Annotated in this window: 19 protein-coding genes and 1 riboswitch; of the genes, 4 read left to right on the forward strand and 15 right to left on the reverse strand. The window is 39.3% G+C overall.

Annotation, left to right across the window (positions count from 1 at the left end; translation table 11 throughout):
• Positions 1-3: 3 nt before the first annotated feature.
• The 7 genes from LRA01S_RS02810 to LRA01S_RS02840 form a co-directional block, all read right to left on the reverse strand.
• Positions 4-294 (reverse strand): DUF1294 domain-containing protein, encoded by a 291-nt coding sequence (locus LRA01S_RS02810; protein ID WP_061774126.1) that lies wholly within the window; start codon positions 292-294, stop codon positions 4-6.
• A complete protein-coding gene (gene leuB, locus LRA01S_RS02815) occupies positions 294-1,331 on the reverse strand; it encodes a 3-isopropylmalate dehydrogenase (RefSeq protein WP_061774127.1) in 1,038 nt (345 codons plus the stop codon). The genes LRA01S_RS02810 and leuB overlap by 1 nt, the downstream gene beginning before the upstream one ends.
• A gap of 33 nt (positions 1,332-1,364) precedes the next feature.
• Positions 1,365-2,930 carry a 2-isopropylmalate synthase gene (locus LRA01S_RS02820; RefSeq protein ID WP_061774128.1) on the reverse strand — a complete coding sequence of 522 codons (1,566 nt, stop codon included), beginning with the start codon at positions 2,928-2,930 and terminating at the stop codon, positions 1,365-1,367.
• Between the two features lie 415 nt (positions 2,931-3,345).
• Complete coding sequence (locus tag LRA01S_RS02825) at positions 3,346-4,524, reverse strand: TPM domain-containing protein (protein WP_061774129.1); 1,179 nt, start codon at positions 4,522-4,524, stop codon at positions 3,346-3,348.
• Positions 4,525-4,666: 142 nt separating this feature from the next.
• Complete coding sequence (locus LRA01S_RS02830) at positions 4,667-5,485, reverse strand: amino acid ABC transporter substrate-binding protein (protein WP_061774130.1); 819 nt, start codon at positions 5,483-5,485, stop codon at positions 4,667-4,669.
• A gap of 39 nt (positions 5,486-5,524) precedes the next feature.
• The gene (locus tag LRA01S_RS02835; RefSeq protein WP_061774131.1) at positions 5,525-6,160 is read right to left on the reverse strand and encodes an amino acid ABC transporter ATP-binding protein; all 636 of its coding nucleotides are present in this window, start codon (positions 6,158-6,160) and stop codon (positions 5,525-5,527) included.
• An 8-nt stretch (positions 6,161-6,168) separates the two neighbouring features.
• Complete coding sequence (locus tag LRA01S_RS02840; protein WP_061774132.1) at positions 6,169-6,804, reverse strand: amino acid ABC transporter permease; 636 nt, start codon at positions 6,802-6,804, stop codon at positions 6,169-6,171.
• A gap of 127 nt (positions 6,805-6,931) precedes the next feature.
• On the opposite strand from LRA01S_RS02840, the gene LRA01S_RS02845 reads away from it, so the two are divergent.
• Complete coding sequence (locus LRA01S_RS02845) at positions 6,932-7,438, forward strand: FKBP-type peptidyl-prolyl cis-trans isomerase (RefSeq protein WP_061774133.1); 507 nt, start codon at positions 6,932-6,934, stop codon at positions 7,436-7,438.
• Positions 7,439-8,180: 742 nt separating this feature from the next.
• Here LRA01S_RS02845 and LRA01S_RS02850 read toward each other — a convergent pair.
• From LRA01S_RS02850 to yjbM, 6 genes are all read right to left on the reverse strand, one after another.
• Complete coding sequence (locus LRA01S_RS02850; protein WP_096824027.1) at positions 8,181-8,537, reverse strand: leucocin A/sakacin P family class II bacteriocin; 357 nt, start codon at positions 8,535-8,537, stop codon at positions 8,181-8,183.
• Between the two features lie 800 nt (positions 8,538-9,337).
• Positions 9,338-10,195 (reverse strand): helix-turn-helix domain-containing protein, encoded by an 858-nt coding sequence (locus LRA01S_RS02855; RefSeq protein WP_061774134.1) that lies wholly within the window; start codon positions 10,193-10,195, stop codon positions 9,338-9,340.
• 206 nt (positions 10,196-10,401) lie between these two features.
• Positions 10,402-11,763 carry a magnesium transporter gene (gene mgtE, locus LRA01S_RS02860; RefSeq protein ID WP_061774135.1) on the reverse strand — a complete coding sequence of 454 codons (1,362 nt, stop codon included), beginning with the start codon at positions 11,761-11,763 and terminating at the stop codon, positions 10,402-10,404.
• A 199-nt stretch (positions 11,764-11,962) separates the two neighbouring features.
• A riboswitch (M-box (ykoK) riboswitch) is annotated at positions 11,963-12,128 on the reverse strand.
• Between the two features lie 71 nt (positions 12,129-12,199).
• Positions 12,200-13,102 carry an RluA family pseudouridine synthase gene (locus tag LRA01S_RS02865; protein WP_061774136.1) on the reverse strand — a complete coding sequence of 301 codons (903 nt, stop codon included), beginning with the start codon at positions 13,100-13,102 and terminating at the stop codon, positions 12,200-12,202.
• Positions 13,099-13,917, reverse strand: a complete 819-nt coding sequence (locus LRA01S_RS02870; RefSeq protein ID WP_061774147.1) for an NAD kinase — start codon at positions 13,915-13,917, stop codon at positions 13,099-13,101. The genes LRA01S_RS02865 and LRA01S_RS02870 overlap by 4 nt, the downstream gene beginning before the upstream one ends.
• A complete protein-coding gene (yjbM, locus tag LRA01S_RS02875) occupies positions 13,898-14,575 on the reverse strand; it encodes a GTP diphosphokinase (protein WP_061774146.1) in 678 nt (225 codons plus the stop codon). Before yjbM ends, LRA01S_RS02870 begins: the two co-directional genes overlap by 20 nt.
• Positions 14,576-15,087: 512 nt before the next feature.
• Here yjbM and LRA01S_RS02880 point away from each other — a divergent pair.
• The 3 genes from LRA01S_RS02880 to LRA01S_RS02890 all read left to right on the forward strand — a co-directional run bounded on the left by LRA01S_RS02880 (position 15,088) and on the right by LRA01S_RS02890 (position 16,902).
• On the forward strand, positions 15,088-15,297 hold the full coding sequence (locus LRA01S_RS02880; RefSeq protein ID WP_239519127.1) for a DUF4177 domain-containing protein: 210 nt from the start codon (positions 15,088-15,090) through the stop codon (positions 15,295-15,297).
• Between the two features lie 196 nt (positions 15,298-15,493).
• Positions 15,494-16,084, forward strand: coding sequence for a CYTH domain-containing protein (locus LRA01S_RS02885; RefSeq protein ID WP_061774137.1), 591 nt, complete (start codon positions 15,494-15,496; stop codon positions 16,082-16,084).
• Between the two features lie 290 nt (positions 16,085-16,374).
• Positions 16,375-16,902: a DsbA family protein gene (locus LRA01S_RS02890; RefSeq protein ID WP_163604755.1), complete on the forward strand. Its 528-nt coding sequence runs from the start codon at positions 16,375-16,377 to the stop codon at positions 16,900-16,902.
• Here the strand turns inward: LRA01S_RS02890 and LRA01S_RS02895 are convergent.
• Both LRA01S_RS02895 and LRA01S_RS02900 read right to left on the reverse strand, forming a co-directional pair.
• Entirely contained in the window at positions 16,899-17,237 is a 339-nt protein-coding gene (locus LRA01S_RS02895; protein ID WP_061774139.1) for a DUF2129 domain-containing protein, read from the reverse strand. The genes LRA01S_RS02890 and LRA01S_RS02895 overlap by 4 nt on opposite strands.
• Entirely contained in the window at positions 17,218-17,595 is a 378-nt protein-coding gene (locus LRA01S_RS02900; protein ID WP_061774140.1) for a hypothetical protein, read from the reverse strand. The genes LRA01S_RS02895 and LRA01S_RS02900 overlap by 20 nt, the downstream gene beginning before the upstream one ends.
• Between the last annotated feature and the right edge of the window lie 63 nt (positions 17,596-17,658).

The raw sequence follows: 17,658 nt of genomic DNA on the forward strand, positions 1-17,658 counted from the left end.
TTTCTATCTAACTAACGCAACATCATTTACTTTTTTTAAAATGAACACGATGACCGAAACATCCAGTATCACACCCAGCCACCAAACGACTTGAAAATACCATTTTCTCGTTTTATGGTGGAAAATGTGTGCTGAAATAATAGCACCGATGCCCCCCAAACCAAATGCCGAAAGCAACAAAGTCTTTTCGCTAATCCGCCAGAGCCCACGCGTGGCACGACGTTTATCTTCAGCATAGAGCCCGAAAACCACCAGATTCCAAAAGACTAATAGCCCAAATAATACTTCTTTCATCATAGATTATCAATAATTGCAGCTGTCATTTCTGACAAGCTCGCTGTGCCTCCCAAATCTTTTGTTAAAACACCCTCTAGCAAGGTTTTATTGACCGCATTTTCGATGTACTGGGCACCAGCTGTTTCTTCAAAACTTTCCCGTAACATCATGGCCACTGACAAAATCATCGAGATGGGGTTGGCAATGCCTAACCCTGCAATATCAGGCGCTGAGCCGTGGATCGGTTCATAAAGACTAGGACCATTAGCCGCATGAGAGGCTGAAGGCATGACACCTAAGGTACCTGGGAGAACGCTCGATTCATCTGACAAGATGTCGCCGAAGAGATTTTCTGTGACGATGACGTCAAAGTCGTTCGGATTGGTAATCATCTTCATTGCTAGGCTGTCTACAAGTGCATGCTCTAGGACTACATCTGGATAGTTTTTTGCGACATCTTCAGCAACAATGCGCCAGAGCTTCGAGGTCGCAAGCACGTTTTGTTTATCAACTGAGGTCACTTTCTTACCACGACCACGCGCAATCTCAAAGGCAATCTTGATAATGCGCTCGATTTCTTCATAGGTGTAGTCATTGACATCACGCGCTTTGCGTTCGTTCAAGGTGTGTTCACCAAAGTAGATACCGCCAGTCAGTTCACGGACGACCACAAAGTCAACCCCTTCGATGATTTCAGGTTTCAGGGGTGACAAGTGTTTGAGGGCTTCAAAAATTTGTACAGGTCGGATGTTGGCAAACAGACCTAGCTCTTTGCGCAAGCCAAGCAAGCCTTGCTCTGGCCGAACAGCTGCATCGTTGTATTGCGGACCACCAATGGCCGCTAGCAAGATGGCATCTGCTGCTTTTGCAGCCGTTAAGGTTGCTTCTGGCAGCGGATGACCTTCAGCATCAATGGCTGCCCCGCCAAAGTGTTTGGCTTCGACTTCATACGCAAAGTTAATTTTGGGTGCAACGGCTGCTAAAACTTGAAGACCTGCTGCCATAATTTCTGGCCCAATCCCATCACCTGCTAAGGTTACGATTTTTTTCGTCATGTTTTCATTCCTTTTCGCTTCTAGTGTCTCTGCTTAATCTTCTGGGTTTGCTTTTTCAGAAATTTTTCTAGTAATAATCCCTGCATTTTCACGTTGAACCAAAGTGTTGGCATTGGCATAGGCAATAGCACTCGCCCGTAGGACGTCAAAGTCAAGACCGTTGGCATTGAAGATTGTGCCTGTATCATTATTTTCAACGGTGACATGTACTTCTGCCTGGGCATCAATCCCTTCGGTTATGGCGATAATGTTATAACTATCGAGTTTAACAGACTGATTGAAGAATTGGTCGATGGCATTAAAGGTCGCTTCTACTGACCCACTACCATTGGCAGTTGTTTCGATAACTTCGTGACCTTCATTTTTCAAGCTAATAGTCACCGTTTGAGTACCGTCATCATTAGAGCTAATGACCATGTTATCAAATTGGAAGCCTTCTGGATTTTCAACGGTCGTTCCTGCAACTAATGCACGAATATCGGCATCTGTAATCTCATGTTTCTTGTCAGCCAGAACCTTAAATTTAGAGAAGAGCTCTTTCATGTCATCTTCTGTCACCTCATCGAAACCAAGATCCTGAAGTTTCGTGACAAAGGCATGACGACCTGACAGTTTACCGAGTGGCAGAGAGTTTTTCTTAACCCCAACCAGTTCTGGTGTGATGATTTCATAGGTCTCAGGATTTTTGAGGACACCATCCTGATGAATCCCTGACTCATGGGCAAAGGCGTTCCCACCAATAACAGCCTTATTTTTAGGTACTGGAATCCCTGAGAAGCGTGAGACGAGCTCAGACGTTGCGAAGGTTTCATTGAGAACGATATCCGACGTCGCTTGGTAGTAATCCTCACGGATTTTAAGCGCAACTGCAACTTCTTCAAGTGCTACATTTCCTGCACGCTCTCCGATCCCATTGATCGTACCTTCGACCCGTCCCGCACCACCTTTGATTGCCGCCAAAGTATTGGCAGTTGCCATCCCAAGGTCATCGTGACAATGGGGGCTGAAGATAATGTCTCGGTCAGATGTGACATTTTCAATCAAGAATTTGAAGGTCTCATAGTACTCCGAAGGCGTTGTGTAGCCGACCGTATCTGGGATATTGATGTAGGTTGCCCCCGCATCCACCGCAGTCTGAACTGCTTTGAGGAGGAAGGCTTTTTCCGTCCTCGTCGCATCTTCTGGTGAAAATTCAACAATCTCAACGAGACTTCTAGCGTAAGCCACATGTTCCGTGATTGACGCAATAACTTCATCCGGTGTCTTTTTAAGCTTGTACTGCATATGGACTGGACTGGTCGCGATAAAGACATGAATCTGTGGATACTTAGCATTTTTCAGGGCGTCATAAGCTGCATCAATATCTGATTTGACAGCCCGTGCAAGACCCGTAACTGACGTTTTCGTGAGTGTCTCCGCGATCTGCTTAACTGCTTCAAATGAGTCAGGACTAGCAGCAGGAAAACCTGCTTCAATGGCTGAGATACCCCATTTTTCAAGTTGTTTGGCAATGGCAACTTTTTCTTTGATTGAAAAGTTGACGCCCGGAGTTTGTTCCCCATCCCGAAGGCTAGTGTCTAAAAATTCTATTTTCCGCATAATATTCTCCTTAGTTAAGATGTTGAGGCGACTGCTCTGGTGTGTAGAAAATTAGGAAAAGGCGTAAACGAACAACGTTCGTGCGTCCTTTTATCTATTTTCCTAACACCAAGGAGCCGAAAATAAATTGAATTGTCTAATAATAGTTGATAAAAGAAAAGCGTCTCACTTATTAAGCAAGACGCTGAACCTGTCCTACTTGATGAATGAACGCCAAACAGGACACAACAGTAAGAGTAATCTCTTAGTGTGTGCCCTTCACCAACAATCGCAAGTTTGTGTTTGACGTTTTCATTCGATCAACCGTAGAACCTTTCTTATTTTTATTATAGTTTATCGTTTTATAAGACACTTGTCAAGGAAAAAGCAGAAAAATTTTGAATTGTTAGATAATTTCCGACTTATTTCGATGCGATTACCAACCGCCAGAAGCTCCGCCACCTGACGAAAAGCCGCCACCGCCACCAAAACCTGTCCAAGTATCATTACCAGAATTTGAATCGGAGTTATCATGATCAGCAAAAGCTGTTTGAGGTGCAGCTACTGGATAGAGTAGGGTGCCATAATAATAACCGCGCCAGAATCTATCATGTCTGAAGTTATCATTCATGTCATTAAAATCATGATAGCGTCTGCTAGGCTTCTTTTTCGTGATTCTAAGCGCCATCTCCTCTTGTTCACGAGGTTTGCGGTCTTCCTTGTATTGTGCATCTCCTTGCTTGATCAAAGCATCATGCCATTTAAAATTGTCAAGAAACATCTGAACATTTTCAATCGTCGGTGGTAATTTTGTTTCATTAAAGGCATCTGCTAAACTCTCATCTGAAATAGATAAGCGTTCTTTCTCAGCGTAAAAGCCAAGTTCTAACTCCAAAATCGATAAGACTAGGGCACGGTGCTTTTTGAGATAACGTTTTTTAGCAAATTTCCGCCAACTGCTCACACTAAAAAAGCTGATGGCACCACCTAATAAAGCGATGACTGATCCTATTCCAAATGTCTTCAGAATTTTCAAACGCTTAACATCTGCTAATTCTGACTTGACAATTCTCACGCCTAATGACTTAGCAAACGCTTCTTGTGACTGTGGTAACACAACATCCTGACCAAGGAGCGCAATCATGTTTTCTGTTATCGTCTCAATTGCTTCACCATAGTTATCTGAACGCAGCATTGTCGTCACATTATCCGTATAGACCCATTTTTTGATGTGTTTTTCATTGACATACTTGGTCTTGTTCCAACCATCCCCTAGTTGAATCCGGTATTCATGATCTTTAATGGCAATCACAAACAAGACACCCAAATTATGTTGACTGTCACCAATCTGTTTTTTATTGAAAATATCACGCGCATAATCTTCAATATCATCCCTATTGAGCGATTTTACTGTCAAGATGGCATACTCCAAATGCACCGATTCACCAGATTTTGTTTGACTCGTCGCAAGCTCGTTTAGCATCTCATTTAGATTTTGAACTTGTGATTGACTTAAGACTTTCGCATCATCTTTAACATAGTTAGCCTCAGCATGAGCAACCGTCACACTAAAAGAAGCAACAAATAAAGTTAATAGCACTAAAAATTTTTTCATAGATTATCCTTTTTTGATTTCTAAAATAGAAAGAAGGTAGGCGTCACCAACTATTGACTAAAGTTTAACAATTTCTCATGACAAACGCAAGAATATAAAAACTCCTACTAACTGGTACGTTAATAGGAGATATTTATTGGCATTATTTTCCTGGATAAACATCTTCAGAGAACCATTTTTCAGAGATCTTTTGAAATTCTCCGTCTGCATGGAGCTCTTTAAAAGCTTTATTGATGTTATCAACCAATTTTTTATCTGACTTGCGAGCACCAACTGCGAAATTTTCTGAGTCATAACCCGTCGTCAGGATATGATAGTCATTGATCTCGCCATTTTTAGTTAGATAATAGTTGGCATAAACATTGTCAATCAACAAGCCGTCAATGCGGTCAGCCTTTAAGTCTAGTAAAGCTGAGTTGAAATCATCGTATAGCGTCGCATCATTGTCTTTGACAATGTCCATGAGAATCTTAGGTTGCTTGGTAAAGGCATCGTAGCCTGAAGAGCCTTGTTGGGCCCCCAAGGCTTTGTTCTTCATTCCCGCAACGTCGTCAATTTTACTTGATTTTTTAGTGACGAGTACTTGTTCATTTTTCATGTAAGGATTGGTGAATAGCACTTTTTTCTCACGTTCTTTAGTGACTGAATAGCCATTCCAAATGAGATCAATCGAGCCATTTTTTAGCTCAGTTTCTTTCATATCCCAGTCAATCGGTTGCATTTTAACCTTAACATCATACTTTTTGAAAACAGCATCTGCAAGATCAATGTCAAAGCCGACATTCTTCCCATTTTCGTCTTTGAAGCCCATGGGCACAAAGGTATTGTCAAACCCAATGACCACTTCTTTTTTCTTTTGGATATCTGGCCAGCTATCTTTTTCAGACTTTTGACCACAAGCCGCTAAAGTCACAAAAGCTGTTAAAACAGCAACCATTCCTAAAACTTTTTTCAATTTCATATCTCTCATCTCTCCTATGATCTGTTTGATCGGACTCTATCAGTCTACTTTAGCATTGACCTTGATGATGGTATCTGCGATTTTTTCGGCAAAATCCATATCGTGGGTCACGACGATTTGTGTCATCCCCAGTTTTTTATTTTCCAAAATGAGATTGGCAACTTGATCTCGCAAGGCTGGATCAAGTGCTGAAGTTGGCTCATCATAACCGATAATTTTAGGGTCAATCATCATGGCACGAGCCAGCGCTACCCGTTGTTTTTGGCCACCTGATAAACTAAAAGGATAAGCATCCTTTTGCTCAATGACTTCCAGATTGGTCAGTAACTCTTCAGCTTTAGCAATCGCTATATCTTTTGAGACTTGCATCGTTTTCATTGGCGAGAGCACGAGATTTTCAAGCACCGTCATGTGTGGAAAAAGTTGGAAATCTTGGAAGACAAAACCTAGTAGATTACGCGTAATCAGATCATTTAGCGCAACTGTTTCACCATCAAAAATCACTTGTCCTGCATCTATCGTTTCTAGGCCAGCAAGCATTCTGAGCAAGGTTGTCTTACCGCCACCTGAGGGACCTGCAATAGCAACCACTTCGCCACTTTTGATGGTCAAATCAAAACCATCAAAAATCACCTTGTCACCAAATTTTTTGGTAATATTTTTTAATTCTAACATTTGACCTCCTATTTGTAGTAATCAAACCGTTGTTCAATTTTCTTCGATAGAACTGTCAAGATACCAATGAAAATCAAATAAATCAAAGCAGCCATCATGATCGGTACAAGCGATACATCACGGCTCATGGCAATTTTACCTGCCCGCAATAAATCACCAAGTCCGACGACATAAATCAGGGAAGAATCTTTGACGAGGGTGATGATTTCGTTAAAGACTGACGGTAAAACAATTTTTACGACTTGTGGCATTTGAATGTATCGAATCGTCTGCCACTTGCTCAATTTCAACACCTTTGCTGCTTCCAATTGACCATTGGGCACGGCCTTAATCCCGCCACGGAAGATCTCAGCAAAATATGCGGCATAGTTCAATGAAAAGGCCAGCAAGGCTGCGGGGAAACGCGGGAGTGTTGGCCCTACCATTGGGAGGGCGTAGAAAATGATGATCAGCTGAACTAAGAGTGGGGTGCCACGCATGATCCAGACGTAGACATTAACGAACCATTTGACAACTGGGATCCGCAGTAGGAAGGCCAAGACCATGCCTAAAGGAATTGACAAGATGAGCGTTAAAACAAAGACTAGGACCGTTAATTTTAGGCCATCCAATAATTGTGGTAAAATTTCTATAATATAGGACATATTCTCTCCATTTTGTAATATATTCAATTATAGCATGATTTCTGAAAATTGTGACAGATTTTCTGATTTATCCATTAAATCACTTTTTCTTTAGAAATTTTTTTTGAATTATGGTAGAATGATGAGTATGAAAACTAAAAATAATTCTTTATGGCTTGTTCTCATCGTGGCTGCTTTTGCAGTTATTACGATCGGACTTGCCTTCATCGCAAACAAACCAAGCAAAGAAGCAGCTACTAGTCAAGCAAAAAACGGCATGCAAGTCTTTACAAAACTTGCCAAAGCTAAGAAATTTGACGCAGCAAAAGTGAAAGAGCTAAAAGTTGAAGAATTGAAAGCTGGAAATGGTGACGTTGTCGCTGAAACAGACACGATCAAAGCCAACTATACTGGTTGGAATGCCAAAGGTGTGATCTTTGATTCGACTAAAAAATCTGCAGATGCACCTTTAGCGCCGATTGAGTTTCAATTAAGCGGTGTTATTCCTGGTTGGACTAAAGGTTTGGCTGGCAAAAAAGTGGGGGGCATCTACAAATTGACAATCCCTGCAGACATGGCCTATGGTAATCAAGCGCCAACAGCTGACTCTTCTGGTCCACTTGAATTCGTTGTCGAAATCATTTCTAAAAAATAAGGACTGATGTATTTCAAATCAAAACTAAAAAATCTCCTAGCAAGGCTGAATTGCTAGGAGATTTTTTGTTCGCATCACTTACTTTCAACAAGCAGGTAACATTTTATGATCTTATTTTCTTTCAATAAAACTGATTTCTTTTTAGTAGTTGGGATGACAAGAATTTCTGAATTTTTTAATTTATCAACTATTCGTATTAAAGCCACTCCTAAACAAATCCCTGCCAACAAATAATGATAGAGCTTTAAAATCAGAGGATGCAGAAATTGGATTATCCTCTTTTTTGTTTATGCCATTAACAACCTTATCTGCGGTATAAGCCTCTATAAATATGACGACTATCAAAAATACAATCTTCCAAAAATCTGATGGATAGTTGATATGTCTGGATATAAAAACAGTTATCAAAATGATTATTAGCAGAATAACTGCTTTGCTAACAGGTGTTTTTCCATGATATTTTCCCGTTCTACTGTCTTCCGTAGTGCGTTACAGTACGACAGAAGAAGTTATAATCAAACCATCAACCAGAGCTAGTTTTTAGAGATATCCTTAAATATTATTCCAACCTTTTAACCTGTTTCATACTACCCGCAAAGTATGCTAGACATACAACGCATAAAGAAATGCAGCATTCCCACCAAGTCCATTTGCAAAATACAGTGAGCCCCAATATGATGAAAAGACAAATAGCCAGTATAGCATCTTTAGGTCCAATTGGTAAATTTGTGTACATAATCTTTTATCCTCTATACCCACCAGGATTAGCTATTCCGCCAATTCCACCTGCAATGCCATTAACTAAGTTATGACCAATAGCAGTAGCAGTCTGTCCCCAATTGACCCAACAATGATTTTTATCGCAATTTAAACCATTCCCACCAAGAATGACTCTTCTTAATTGAATAAGGTAGTTGCTATCGTATTGAACAGCATTTTCTTCTTCAATGTCTGTTAATGTTATTTGTACTTGAGTATCGTTGGAGATAACATCATCGGCATGTACATCTGTTCCTGTGTAAAGAAAAACCCCCAAAGTCATAACAAGAGCTACAGCTAAGTAAATAAACTTAGAATACTTTAAATTTTGAGTTTCCATAAACGAATAATACCTTCTTATATTTACAATTAGTACAGTTAGCTACTGCCAAAGCCCAAGTGTTAAACTTGAAATGTATACTGTGGATTAGTACTTACCTCTAATCGCCTAGACGATTTCGGAAAGACTCTAACTACAGCTTTTTGTTAAATTGGTAATCAGTTTGATAACGCTCAGACGTTTTATATCGAATAAGAATACAAGACAAAAAGCGAGTGGGTCTAACAACAGCTACACAATCAAAAGAGATATGGAGACTATCATTATGACACTTTACGTTGGGATTGACGTTGCTAAAAACAAACATGACTTAGCTATCTTGGGAGAACGTGGTGAAATTATAACCTGATACTTCCAATTCGTAACTCGTATCAAAGATTCGAAGCCTTGAAAGAACATTTAGAGCAACTCAATCAACCAACACCTAACATTCGTATCGCTTGAAATCTTACTTTATTCTTGACTTTTGATATAGTTTGTCCTTCCTTTTCTTACTAATTACATAAAATGCCACTCATAAGCTCTCACTTACTGCAATAGATTCGAAACAAAAACTAGTTATTTTTAAAAATTTTTCTTGTTCCTCATATAAGTATAAGTCGTTCGAACTAACTTATAAAATCAATTTTATCATACCAAAAACACTAAATTTAAAAAGTTGTGAATCTGCAACACTTTAGTTCCAAGTGTTGCGAATTCACAACTTCGCTCTAATATTTTAAAGAGAAAGAACGAGAAAACTATGCTACATTTTCATTAGTGTATCACATTTCTCTAGTCAGTTGATCATTACGAATTAATTAGCAATATTTTTCAATCTCCATGGCAAATCGATTAGCCATGCCAGTTGCACCTAATTTTTTCAACATGTCAATATCACTCTGAACTTCTTTCAAAAGCTCAGAGTTTTTTTCTTTTTTATATTGCGCAAATTTCTTAAAAATATGTAGCGAAATTTTTTCCTCGATATCCCATTCTGTTAATAGCTTATTAATTTCTTTTTCAATTCGCTCAGCTCGTATGTAATAGCCTTTAAAAATCAGATAAACATAGAGATTTATCGCTGTTTTTTTTACAATTTTTCCATTGAAAGCAATGATCTGAGATAATTCCTGGCTTGCTAACATATCTTGTCCTAAATCATAAATTTCGTCATCATCTAAAATCTCTAAGCATCTACCCAAAATTTTGACTTCGAAAAATGTCCATTGCGGTATGCTTAATAAATATTTTTCGAGAAATTTTTTCTCAGCAGTTGTTATCAAATTCTCCTGAGATATATCAAGTATGGCTGATTTAGCTAGGATATTGAAGATTTTTTCCATTTTCAATCTAGCGTTTGGCTTTATCAAAGTTTTTAAGCCCTCTATATCGCCTACCATGACATATGCTCTTATCTTTTTATTAAATACACAATATTGGCTTGGCTCTATTGACATCAAAGCAACAAATTCACTTGCGGTCATATTAAGCCCATTTATCGCTGCTAAAAATCTGTCAGCTGAAAGCATATTTTCCCCACTTTCAAAACGAGATAACTGCGATTTATCAAGATAACTACTAGACATTGCAACATCAGAAAGCGTATAGCCTCGTTTTTCTCGAACTTGCTTATAATATGCGCCAATTTCTTGTGTTTCTAACACCTTTTTTGACATCTTTTCCCTACCTTTATAAGTTCAACAGTGTGTAAAAGCAAATAAAATAACAATTAAAAACATTTCCCCCTTTAAATTATACTGTTTTTAGAGCTTGTTATCAATTATGTTTTAACGATATAAAAAAACACTGAAAGAAAGTTCATCTCAGTGTTCTTTAAAATATTTCAATCATAAAAGATAAACAATGCCACACGAAGCCTTCGTCAGAAGAAATGAATGAAAATACCAGCAATCGAAAAGTAGATAAAGACACTGGTTAAATCTGACATGGTTGAGATGAATGGGCCAGAAGCAACAGCAGGGTCAAAGCCTAACCGGTCCATAGCAACTGGGATCAAAGACCCTGCTAGATTCGCCACTGTAATGGCACAGAACATGGCGACACCAACTGCGAGACCCAGGATCATATTGCCTTTCCACAGACTGACCACGATAAAAATAGTCAAGCCAGTCACTGCACCGGTCACCAAACCAGTTGCAATTTCAGCCAAAATCAAGCCAAAGAAAGATCGATTTTCTTCATCATTGAGTGAAATTCTACGGACAGATACCGCAAGGGACTGCGTCCCAGCATTTCCGGCTGTTCCGGTAATCAGACTTATAAAGATTGCCAGAACAGAGGCTTTACTCACCAGACCGTCAAAATGGTCAATCAAACTCGCTGTTCCCATTCCCAAAAAGAGGAGGGCAACAAGCCAAGGCAGCCGTTTAGCTGCTGACTGGATTGGATTTTGGTTGACATTATCGGTGTTAACGCCGGCCAGACCCGAGTAATCACTTTGTGCTTCATCATCGATTACGTCGATGATATCATCGACGGTAACAATCCCTAACATGATATTATCATGACTAACGACTGGTAGTGCAAGCAAGTCATAGTCCCTAAAGTAACGGGCAACCCGCTCTTGTGGCTCATCAACATCAACCTTGATGATATGCTCATTCACGATATCCGAAATCAGTGTGTCATCATGAGAAATCAAAAGGCTACGCAGAGAAATCACACCTAAAAGTTGTTTGTCGTTATCCAACACGTAGACATAGTAAATTGTTTCGGCATCTTCGGCTGTGGCTTTGATGACCGTCATCGCTGAACTAACGGTTTGATTGGCGACAACAGAGACGAATTCCGTTGTCATCAAGGAACCAGCTGTTTCCTCATCATAATGCATGAGGTTTCGAATCTCGGTCACATTTTCAGGCGCCATCTGTGAGAAGATAGCTCTACGTTCGCGTTTGTTTAGATTCGTTAAGATATCGGCAGCATTATCTGATGACATCTCATCAAACATGGCTGAGAGATATTCCGGTGAAATTTCTTTGAGATAAGGTTTTATATCGACCGCATCAAAATCAATATTCTCAAAAATCTCTGACAATTCCTGAGGTGATAAGATGCTATAAAGCTCTAAACGCTCTTCATCTGTAAAGTCCAGATAAAATTGCGTTTGATCGTAGATATGGTGATCCAGAAAAGCTTCTCGAAATTCTCTAATTGCATTATGGTCTAGGAGTTCCTGCAAATTTTCGAAAACATCCTGTGTTGTCACATCTTCATTATTCATTTGGTTTTAAGGACTCCTTTCTACGATTTTCACTTTCTGTGAAATCTTAACCCTTGACCTCCGCTAGCACTCCGGCCAAGCGAGGTCATTCGCAAACTTTGGTCTGCTCAAAGTCTTTCCTATTTATTATGTGATACTATTGGACAAAAATAAAACTGTACACCAACCATAAGTTGATGTACAGCTGTTACTTACTTTGTACATTGGCCTATCGTTGAACTTTAGCACTATACGGCGTAAGAAAAATTCTAGCTACATTGACCTTGACCTTGACGATCACGTCTGTTTAACCTGCTTGGCGTCTCTCGACATTTCGCGGCTGTAGCATATTTCCAGTATAGGAGCCTCATCTAACAATGATTATCTAAGTCATTATCACTTTGCAACGCTATTATAACGTAAAGCGCGACTCATGTAAACCCTTAAGCTTAATTTTTTACGCATTTTCTAAAAGCGCCTGCATATCCTGTGGCAAAGGAGATTCTAGCATGATTTCCTGCTCTGTAATTGGATGTTTGAAGCTTAGAAAATGGCAATGTAAGGCTTGACGTGAGATTTTCTCGCGTTTACCACCATATAAGTCATCTCCTAATAAAGGAGCTCCTAAATGAGCAAAGTGGACTCTAATCTGGTGCGTTCGACCTGTATGGAGTTGAATATCCACTAAAGTAAAGTGCGCCTGAGTTTTAACAATCTCATAAGATGTATGCGCAAATTTAGCCGTTGGATGTTCTGCATCTACGACTGCACGTTCAATAATCGACCCGTCTTTACGACCAATTGGCACCTGAATTTCAGCGGACTGTTTGAGTTGATCTGATGTGTGGACTAGGGCAAAATACCGTTTGGTCACCCTTTTTTTTTGCAACATCTTATCCAATAAACTATGGGCATAGCCGTGCTTTGCAAAGAGCATGAGTCCTGACGTATCTTTGTCTAACCGCGTAACCACATGGACTTTTTGATTCTCATAGTCTTGTGCTTTTAAATAGCCCGCCACATAATTACTCATGGTGCTATCTGGATAATTCACCCCAGTGACACTGGCAATGCCTGCTGGCTTATCTAGCACGAGCAGATGGTCATCTTCATAGACAACGGCCAAAGGCACCTCTTGCTGCTTCAAGGTCACTGTAGCTGTTTCTGACGGGATCAAAATCGTCACTTGATCTCCCTCAGAGACGCGATGAATAGCATTTTGTTTACTACCGTTGACCAGTAAATCACCACCATCAAACTTTATCTTAGCCAGCAAATTTTTCGAAATGCCGTGTTGCTTGAGCAGGGTTTTTAATAAGATATCATCTTGCGTTTTCGTCGCCATAAAATCGAATCTCATTTGACCTCACCGATGAATGAATTTTTGACGCGGTGCCAAAAGCCTGTATGACCACCATTGACAAAGGAAATTACACCACCGTCAAGACTATAGGTCACAGAAGCGATTTGATCATAAAAATATTCAAGCTGATCCACCGTTAATAAATAATCATCAGCATTTTCCAGTTCAATCGTGACTGTATCTTTTTCAGCGATAATCATCGGTGCGCCGAGTGTTCGATAGACCAGATTATTCAAGGACGCAACTTCAGTCACTTGAAAGGCATGCACACGTGGATGCATGACTGCTCCCCCGATTGATTTATTATAAGCAGTCGAACCTGTCGGTGTTGAGACCGAAAGACCATCCCCACGGAATTTTTCAAATAGAAAATCTGAAATCTTGACATCAGCGACTAAGGTTTTCGATGCGCGTTTAATAACGGACTCGTTCAAAGCTAAATGTGTCTTAATGCGACCATCTGTAAAATGGATTTGCACCTTCAAGAGCTGATATTTAAAGGCTTCATCAGGTTTCTCATTCTGAATTGCTTCAACAACCTGTTCCAATTCATGCTCTTGAAAATCAGCATAGAAACCCAAATGCCCCGTATGAACCCCAATAAATCTGACAGTCTCTAACTGTGTCTCATAATAATGGAGGGCAGCAAGTAAAGTGCCATCACCACCGACAGAGATAATGATCTCTGGATTTTCTTCATCGAAAACAAAACCAGCCTCTAAGCACAGCGCTTCTAAAGCTGATACAATGGCCTGGGTTTTCTTATAGGTATTTTTAACAATCCAAATCTTTTTACCAGTTGTGTTCTTCATCAAAATCATCCCGATTTTCTACACCATCATCAACTTTATGCCGTGATGGATTAAACAAAAGTTGAGCTTCTTGAATTTCTTCACGAATAGTGCTCATTTCTTCATCCAAGGCATAGGCAATTTTAGCCGTGACAGCCAAACGTTTCCGTAGTTCATCAGGAAAAGCACCCTGATACTTATAATTGAGCGAATGTTCAATCGTCGCCCAAAAATTCATAGCCAAGGTCCGAATCTGAATTTCTGCCAAGATATTTTTTCTGCCATCAACCATCTCAACTGGATACTCAATAATCACATGATAACTGCGATAGCCAGATTCCTTTTGATGATTGATATAATCCCGTTCCTGAACTATTTTAAAATCCTTGCGTTGACGAAGTAAGTTCAAAACTTCTTCCACGTCTTCAACAAACTGCACCATCACGCGCACACCGGCAATATCCTGCATTTCTGCGATATTTTCAGGCGTAAATCCACGCAAGCGTGCCTTGTTTTTGATCGATTCGGCAGGTTTTACACGACCTGTCACAAACTCAATCGGCGAATGGCGATTTTGCTTTTGATATTGTTTACGCGCACCGCGTAGCTTGATTTTCAGCTCCCCGACCGCTTGAATATAAGGATCAAGAAAAGCTTCCCAATTAAATTTATCTGTCATAATATAGTCTGGATAGCGCATTTTTACTGGGTACCGCTTGAGGTCTATCCGCTTTTTGTCAAGCAGTATTAAGCGAGTGTTTCTGACTCGTCGTATCAGCTCAACAGACGTTACAGCCTATTTCTTAACCAATACCACGAATAACTAGTCCTCAAAGTACCTTGAGCATCACCGGCAGTAAAACTTTGCTATCTCTCCTTTTTCAGTACAATAAAATCAATAATTACTACTTATTTTACCATAAAATAAATACAAGCGCCAATGTCTGTAATCGCATCAGATTAATACATCATAGCTAATTGATAGGCTAATGTAGACCTAAATTCTCAAAAAAGCTATGCCTGTCATCGCTTTATTCTATCGAACATCTCAGTTACTAATGCTTAATTTTTATCAATATTTAATTATTTTTATTTTAATATATGTTATTTTCTGTCATTTTATGCTAAAATATAAGTGAAAATAAGTCATTGCTATATCATCTACATAAGAAGTCGGTAAAGGAGGCAATCATGATCCCTAATTATGTTGTTTTAGAAGTCGTCTTGGATGAACGATTTGTCGGAAAAGGTTCTAAAAATCTACCTGAACTTGAAGTTATCATCAATGAACAGTGTTCTAAAGGCTACCGTTTACACACAATTACCTCTGCAAATGGTGGCAGTAAAGGACTTAGTCTTGGAGGGCGCTTAATGGTAACACTAGTATTTGAGAGCATCTAAATGCAAATTGAGATTAAAGTCAGCAATCGTTTGCTGGCTTTAATCTTTACGACTAGCACAATGCACCATTTTACATGATACAAACTGTGACGGGAGTTGACAAAAAAGCTAACAAATTTTAAAATAGCTCTAAACCGTTATTTAACAGGGCTTTTTTAAAAAACAGCAAATTTGACTATAAAAATGAGGATTTCCTATGCAAACCAATCTTGAAATTGAATATAAAACCCTACTCAGCCTGTCTGAATTTGATCAACTAGGTAAACGGTTTAGCCACGTTGCACCTGTTCGTCAAACCAATCATTACTTTGATACACCAGATCTTAAACTCCGGGCTAATAAGCTATCCTTACGCATCCGAACTTTTGATGATGCCGCTGAAATGACACTCAAAATCCCACAAAAGGTGGGGAATTTAGAACATAACATTGCCTTAACTTCCGAAGAAGCCAATGCTATTCTGGCGACGAAAACACTTCCACAAAATTGTATCAATATTCAAAATATCCTTGAACTTTTAAAAGGCTATGCAATTGATCTTTCTGCTGTTCGTGTCCTTGGCTCCTTGACGACAACGCGTCGAGAATACGAAACCTCTATTGGCCTCATGGCACTGGATAAAAATGAGTATTCTGGTAGATTGGACTATGAACTAGAATTAGAGGTAGCTGATGCACGTAGCGGTGAAAAGAACTTCAATTATTTCCTAAAAGATAATCAGATTGAATACCGTTATGCGCGTAGCAAAGTGGTCAGATTCCTAGAATCTATCGGAAAAATGCCTTAATTTTTTAAATAACACCTTCATGCTATATTTTCACCCTTAAAACTTTTAATAACAAGGTGGTAAACGTTCTCACTATTCTTTTCTATACCTAATCGCTTTAGTTTTTTTCATTATTTTGGTAAAATAATAGTAAAGAACACATCGAAAAAACTTTTTATTTCCATCGCTTTGACACGCTATATCAATGATTAAGACAAGTTCATCCTTCTTATCGAAAAACTAGCTTAAACAATTTATTGGAATTTTATTCTTTTTCAGATGACAGACTATTAAGAAATTCAGGTATGATCATGACTAGTGAAATCCAACACTACTTTACGCTTTTTAATGATGACTTCAGCTATTTTGATACCGAAGTACACGACTGGTTCCTAAATCCAGTCGTAACACCTACAGCTGTGAAAGATATTCGAGAAGCTTACCAACTGACCAAAGATGCAACAACATATAACGCCGTCCTTGATCGGGTTTATAAGGCTACCTTAGATTTTATGACTGTCAGTTTTGCAGGCCGTCATACAGGTCGCCGTTTTCTACTAGCACTTCAAGATGAAATGGTGGGTAAAACACCGCTTGACTATAATAATCAAGTCCTTATTAGCATCCTCCACAAACTCAACTTTAATGTCTCTGACTTTGTTAAACATTTTCCCTTTGCTCGAGCAAGTTTGATTCGCAGCCAGCGTAATTTCCACTTGGAAGGAACGAAAACACTACCAGTAACATTCATTTATTTAAAAGATGACGCCATCAAAATCGATGACTTTCCTCAAAGTCAAATCTTTACTTATTTAGATCAAAAAGCAGTTGAACTTTAAAGTTCAACTGCTTTTTTTGCTTCTTGGTTTTTAGCTTCTTGAATAGTTTCTTGGAAAGCACTTGAGAAATCCATGTCCAGGTGATCAAATTCTGATACCTTAACAGCTTTAACAAAATGCAAATCCATCAACTTTGGTACAACAGTCTCTAATGTTGCCGTGTCCACATATAGGAGTGCATAGCGTGCTTTTTTACTACTGTAACCCAAATCGCCAAATCGGCTCAACTGGCGCACATATTTATAACTACTATAAAAAACATAAATCGCCGTCCGACCCACAATATCAAGTGACGGAATTGCCGTTTTTTCAAGTTCAGTGATGATGTTTGCCATGGTGACCTCCTTTCTTTAGGGGAACATTTTCATCGACAACAATCGCGTCGGAAATCACACCCGAAATGGCCTTAGCTAACTCCGAAAGCACCGACTGCACATCATTTTCCGCGATTTTAAGCTGGTAAATGGTGTCAGTCATCAAGATTTCCTGCTGCAAAACACGAATTTCGGGCCGATAGGTGATATAGGCTCTATTTTCCTCTAAGGTCTGTAATTTTTGCTGTAGCTCAGCATCTGATTCAAAGGCTAACTTTCGGGCCTTAAAATCAGTAACAACAGCTAAGGACATGAAAGCAGCTGCCACCTGATCTGCCAAGTCATCTAATTCAATTATTTTTTCATCAATTATCAACATTAGTTTTATTATATCAAAAATTAAGGCTTCTGACCAACCATCAAAAAACCTAAGCTGTTAGGT

It is taken from the genome of Pseudolactococcus raffinolactis NBRC 100932, assembly GCF_001591765.1.
Lineage (GTDB): Bacteria > Bacillota > Bacilli > Lactobacillales > Streptococcaceae > Pseudolactococcus > Pseudolactococcus raffinolactis.

Excerpts from the sequence above, each read along its gene's own strand:
- LRA01S_RS02810 (WP_061774126.1), bottom strand. The coding sequence starts at position 294 with ATGAAAGAAGTATTATTTGGGCTATTAGTCTTTTGGAATCTGGTGGTT.
- leuB (WP_061774127.1), bottom strand. The coding sequence starts at position 1,331 with ATGACGAAAAAAATCGTAACCTTAGCAGGTGATGGGATTGGGCCAGAA.
- LRA01S_RS02820 (WP_061774128.1), bottom strand. The coding sequence starts at position 2,930 with ATGCGGAAAATAGAATTTTTAGACACTAGCCTTCGGGATGGGGAACAA.
- LRA01S_RS02825 (WP_061774129.1), bottom strand. The coding sequence starts at position 4,524 with ATGAAAAAATTTTTAGTGCTATTAACTTTATTTGTTGCTTCTTTTAGT.
- LRA01S_RS02830 (WP_061774130.1), bottom strand. The coding sequence starts at position 5,485 with ATGAAATTGAAAAAAGTTTTAGGAATGGTTGCTGTTTTAACAGCTTTT.
- LRA01S_RS02835 (WP_061774131.1), bottom strand. The coding sequence starts at position 6,160 with ATGTTAGAATTAAAAAATATTACCAAAAAATTTGGTGACAAGGTGATT.
- LRA01S_RS02840 (WP_061774132.1), bottom strand. The coding sequence starts at position 6,804 with ATGTCCTATATTATAGAAATTTTACCACAATTATTGGATGGCCTAAAA.
- LRA01S_RS02845 (WP_061774133.1), top strand. The coding sequence starts at position 6,932 with ATGAAAACTAAAAATAATTCTTTATGGCTTGTTCTCATCGTGGCTGCT.
- LRA01S_RS02850 (WP_096824027.1), bottom strand. The coding sequence starts at position 8,537 with ATGGAAACTCAAAATTTAAAGTATTCTAAGTTTATTTACTTAGCTGTA.
- LRA01S_RS02855 (WP_061774134.1), bottom strand. The coding sequence starts at position 10,195 with ATGTCAAAAAAGGTGTTAGAAACACAAGAAATTGGCGCATATTATAAG.
- mgtE (WP_061774135.1), bottom strand. The coding sequence starts at position 11,763 with ATGAATAATGAAGATGTGACAACACAGGATGTTTTCGAAAATTTGCAG.
- LRA01S_RS02865 (WP_061774136.1), bottom strand. The coding sequence starts at position 13,102 with ATGAGATTCGATTTTATGGCGACGAAAACGCAAGATGATATCTTATTA.
- LRA01S_RS02870 (WP_061774147.1), bottom strand. The coding sequence starts at position 13,917 with ATGAAGAACACAACTGGTAAAAAGATTTGGATTGTTAAAAATACCTAT.
- yjbM (WP_061774146.1), bottom strand. The coding sequence starts at position 14,575 with ATGACAGATAAATTTAATTGGGAAGCTTTTCTTGATCCTTATATTCAA.
- LRA01S_RS02880 (WP_239519127.1), top strand. The coding sequence starts at position 15,088 with ATGATCCCTAATTATGTTGTTTTAGAAGTCGTCTTGGATGAACGATTT.
- LRA01S_RS02885 (WP_061774137.1), top strand. The coding sequence starts at position 15,494 with ATGCAAACCAATCTTGAAATTGAATATAAAACCCTACTCAGCCTGTCT.
- LRA01S_RS02890 (WP_163604755.1), top strand. The coding sequence starts at position 16,375 with ATGACTAGTGAAATCCAACACTACTTTACGCTTTTTAATGATGACTTC.
- LRA01S_RS02895 (WP_061774139.1), bottom strand. The coding sequence starts at position 17,237 with ATGGCAAACATCATCACTGAACTTGAAAAAACGGCAATTCCGTCACTT.
- LRA01S_RS02900 (WP_061774140.1), bottom strand. The coding sequence starts at position 17,595 with ATGTTGATAATTGATGAAAAAATAATTGAATTAGATGACTTGGCAGAT.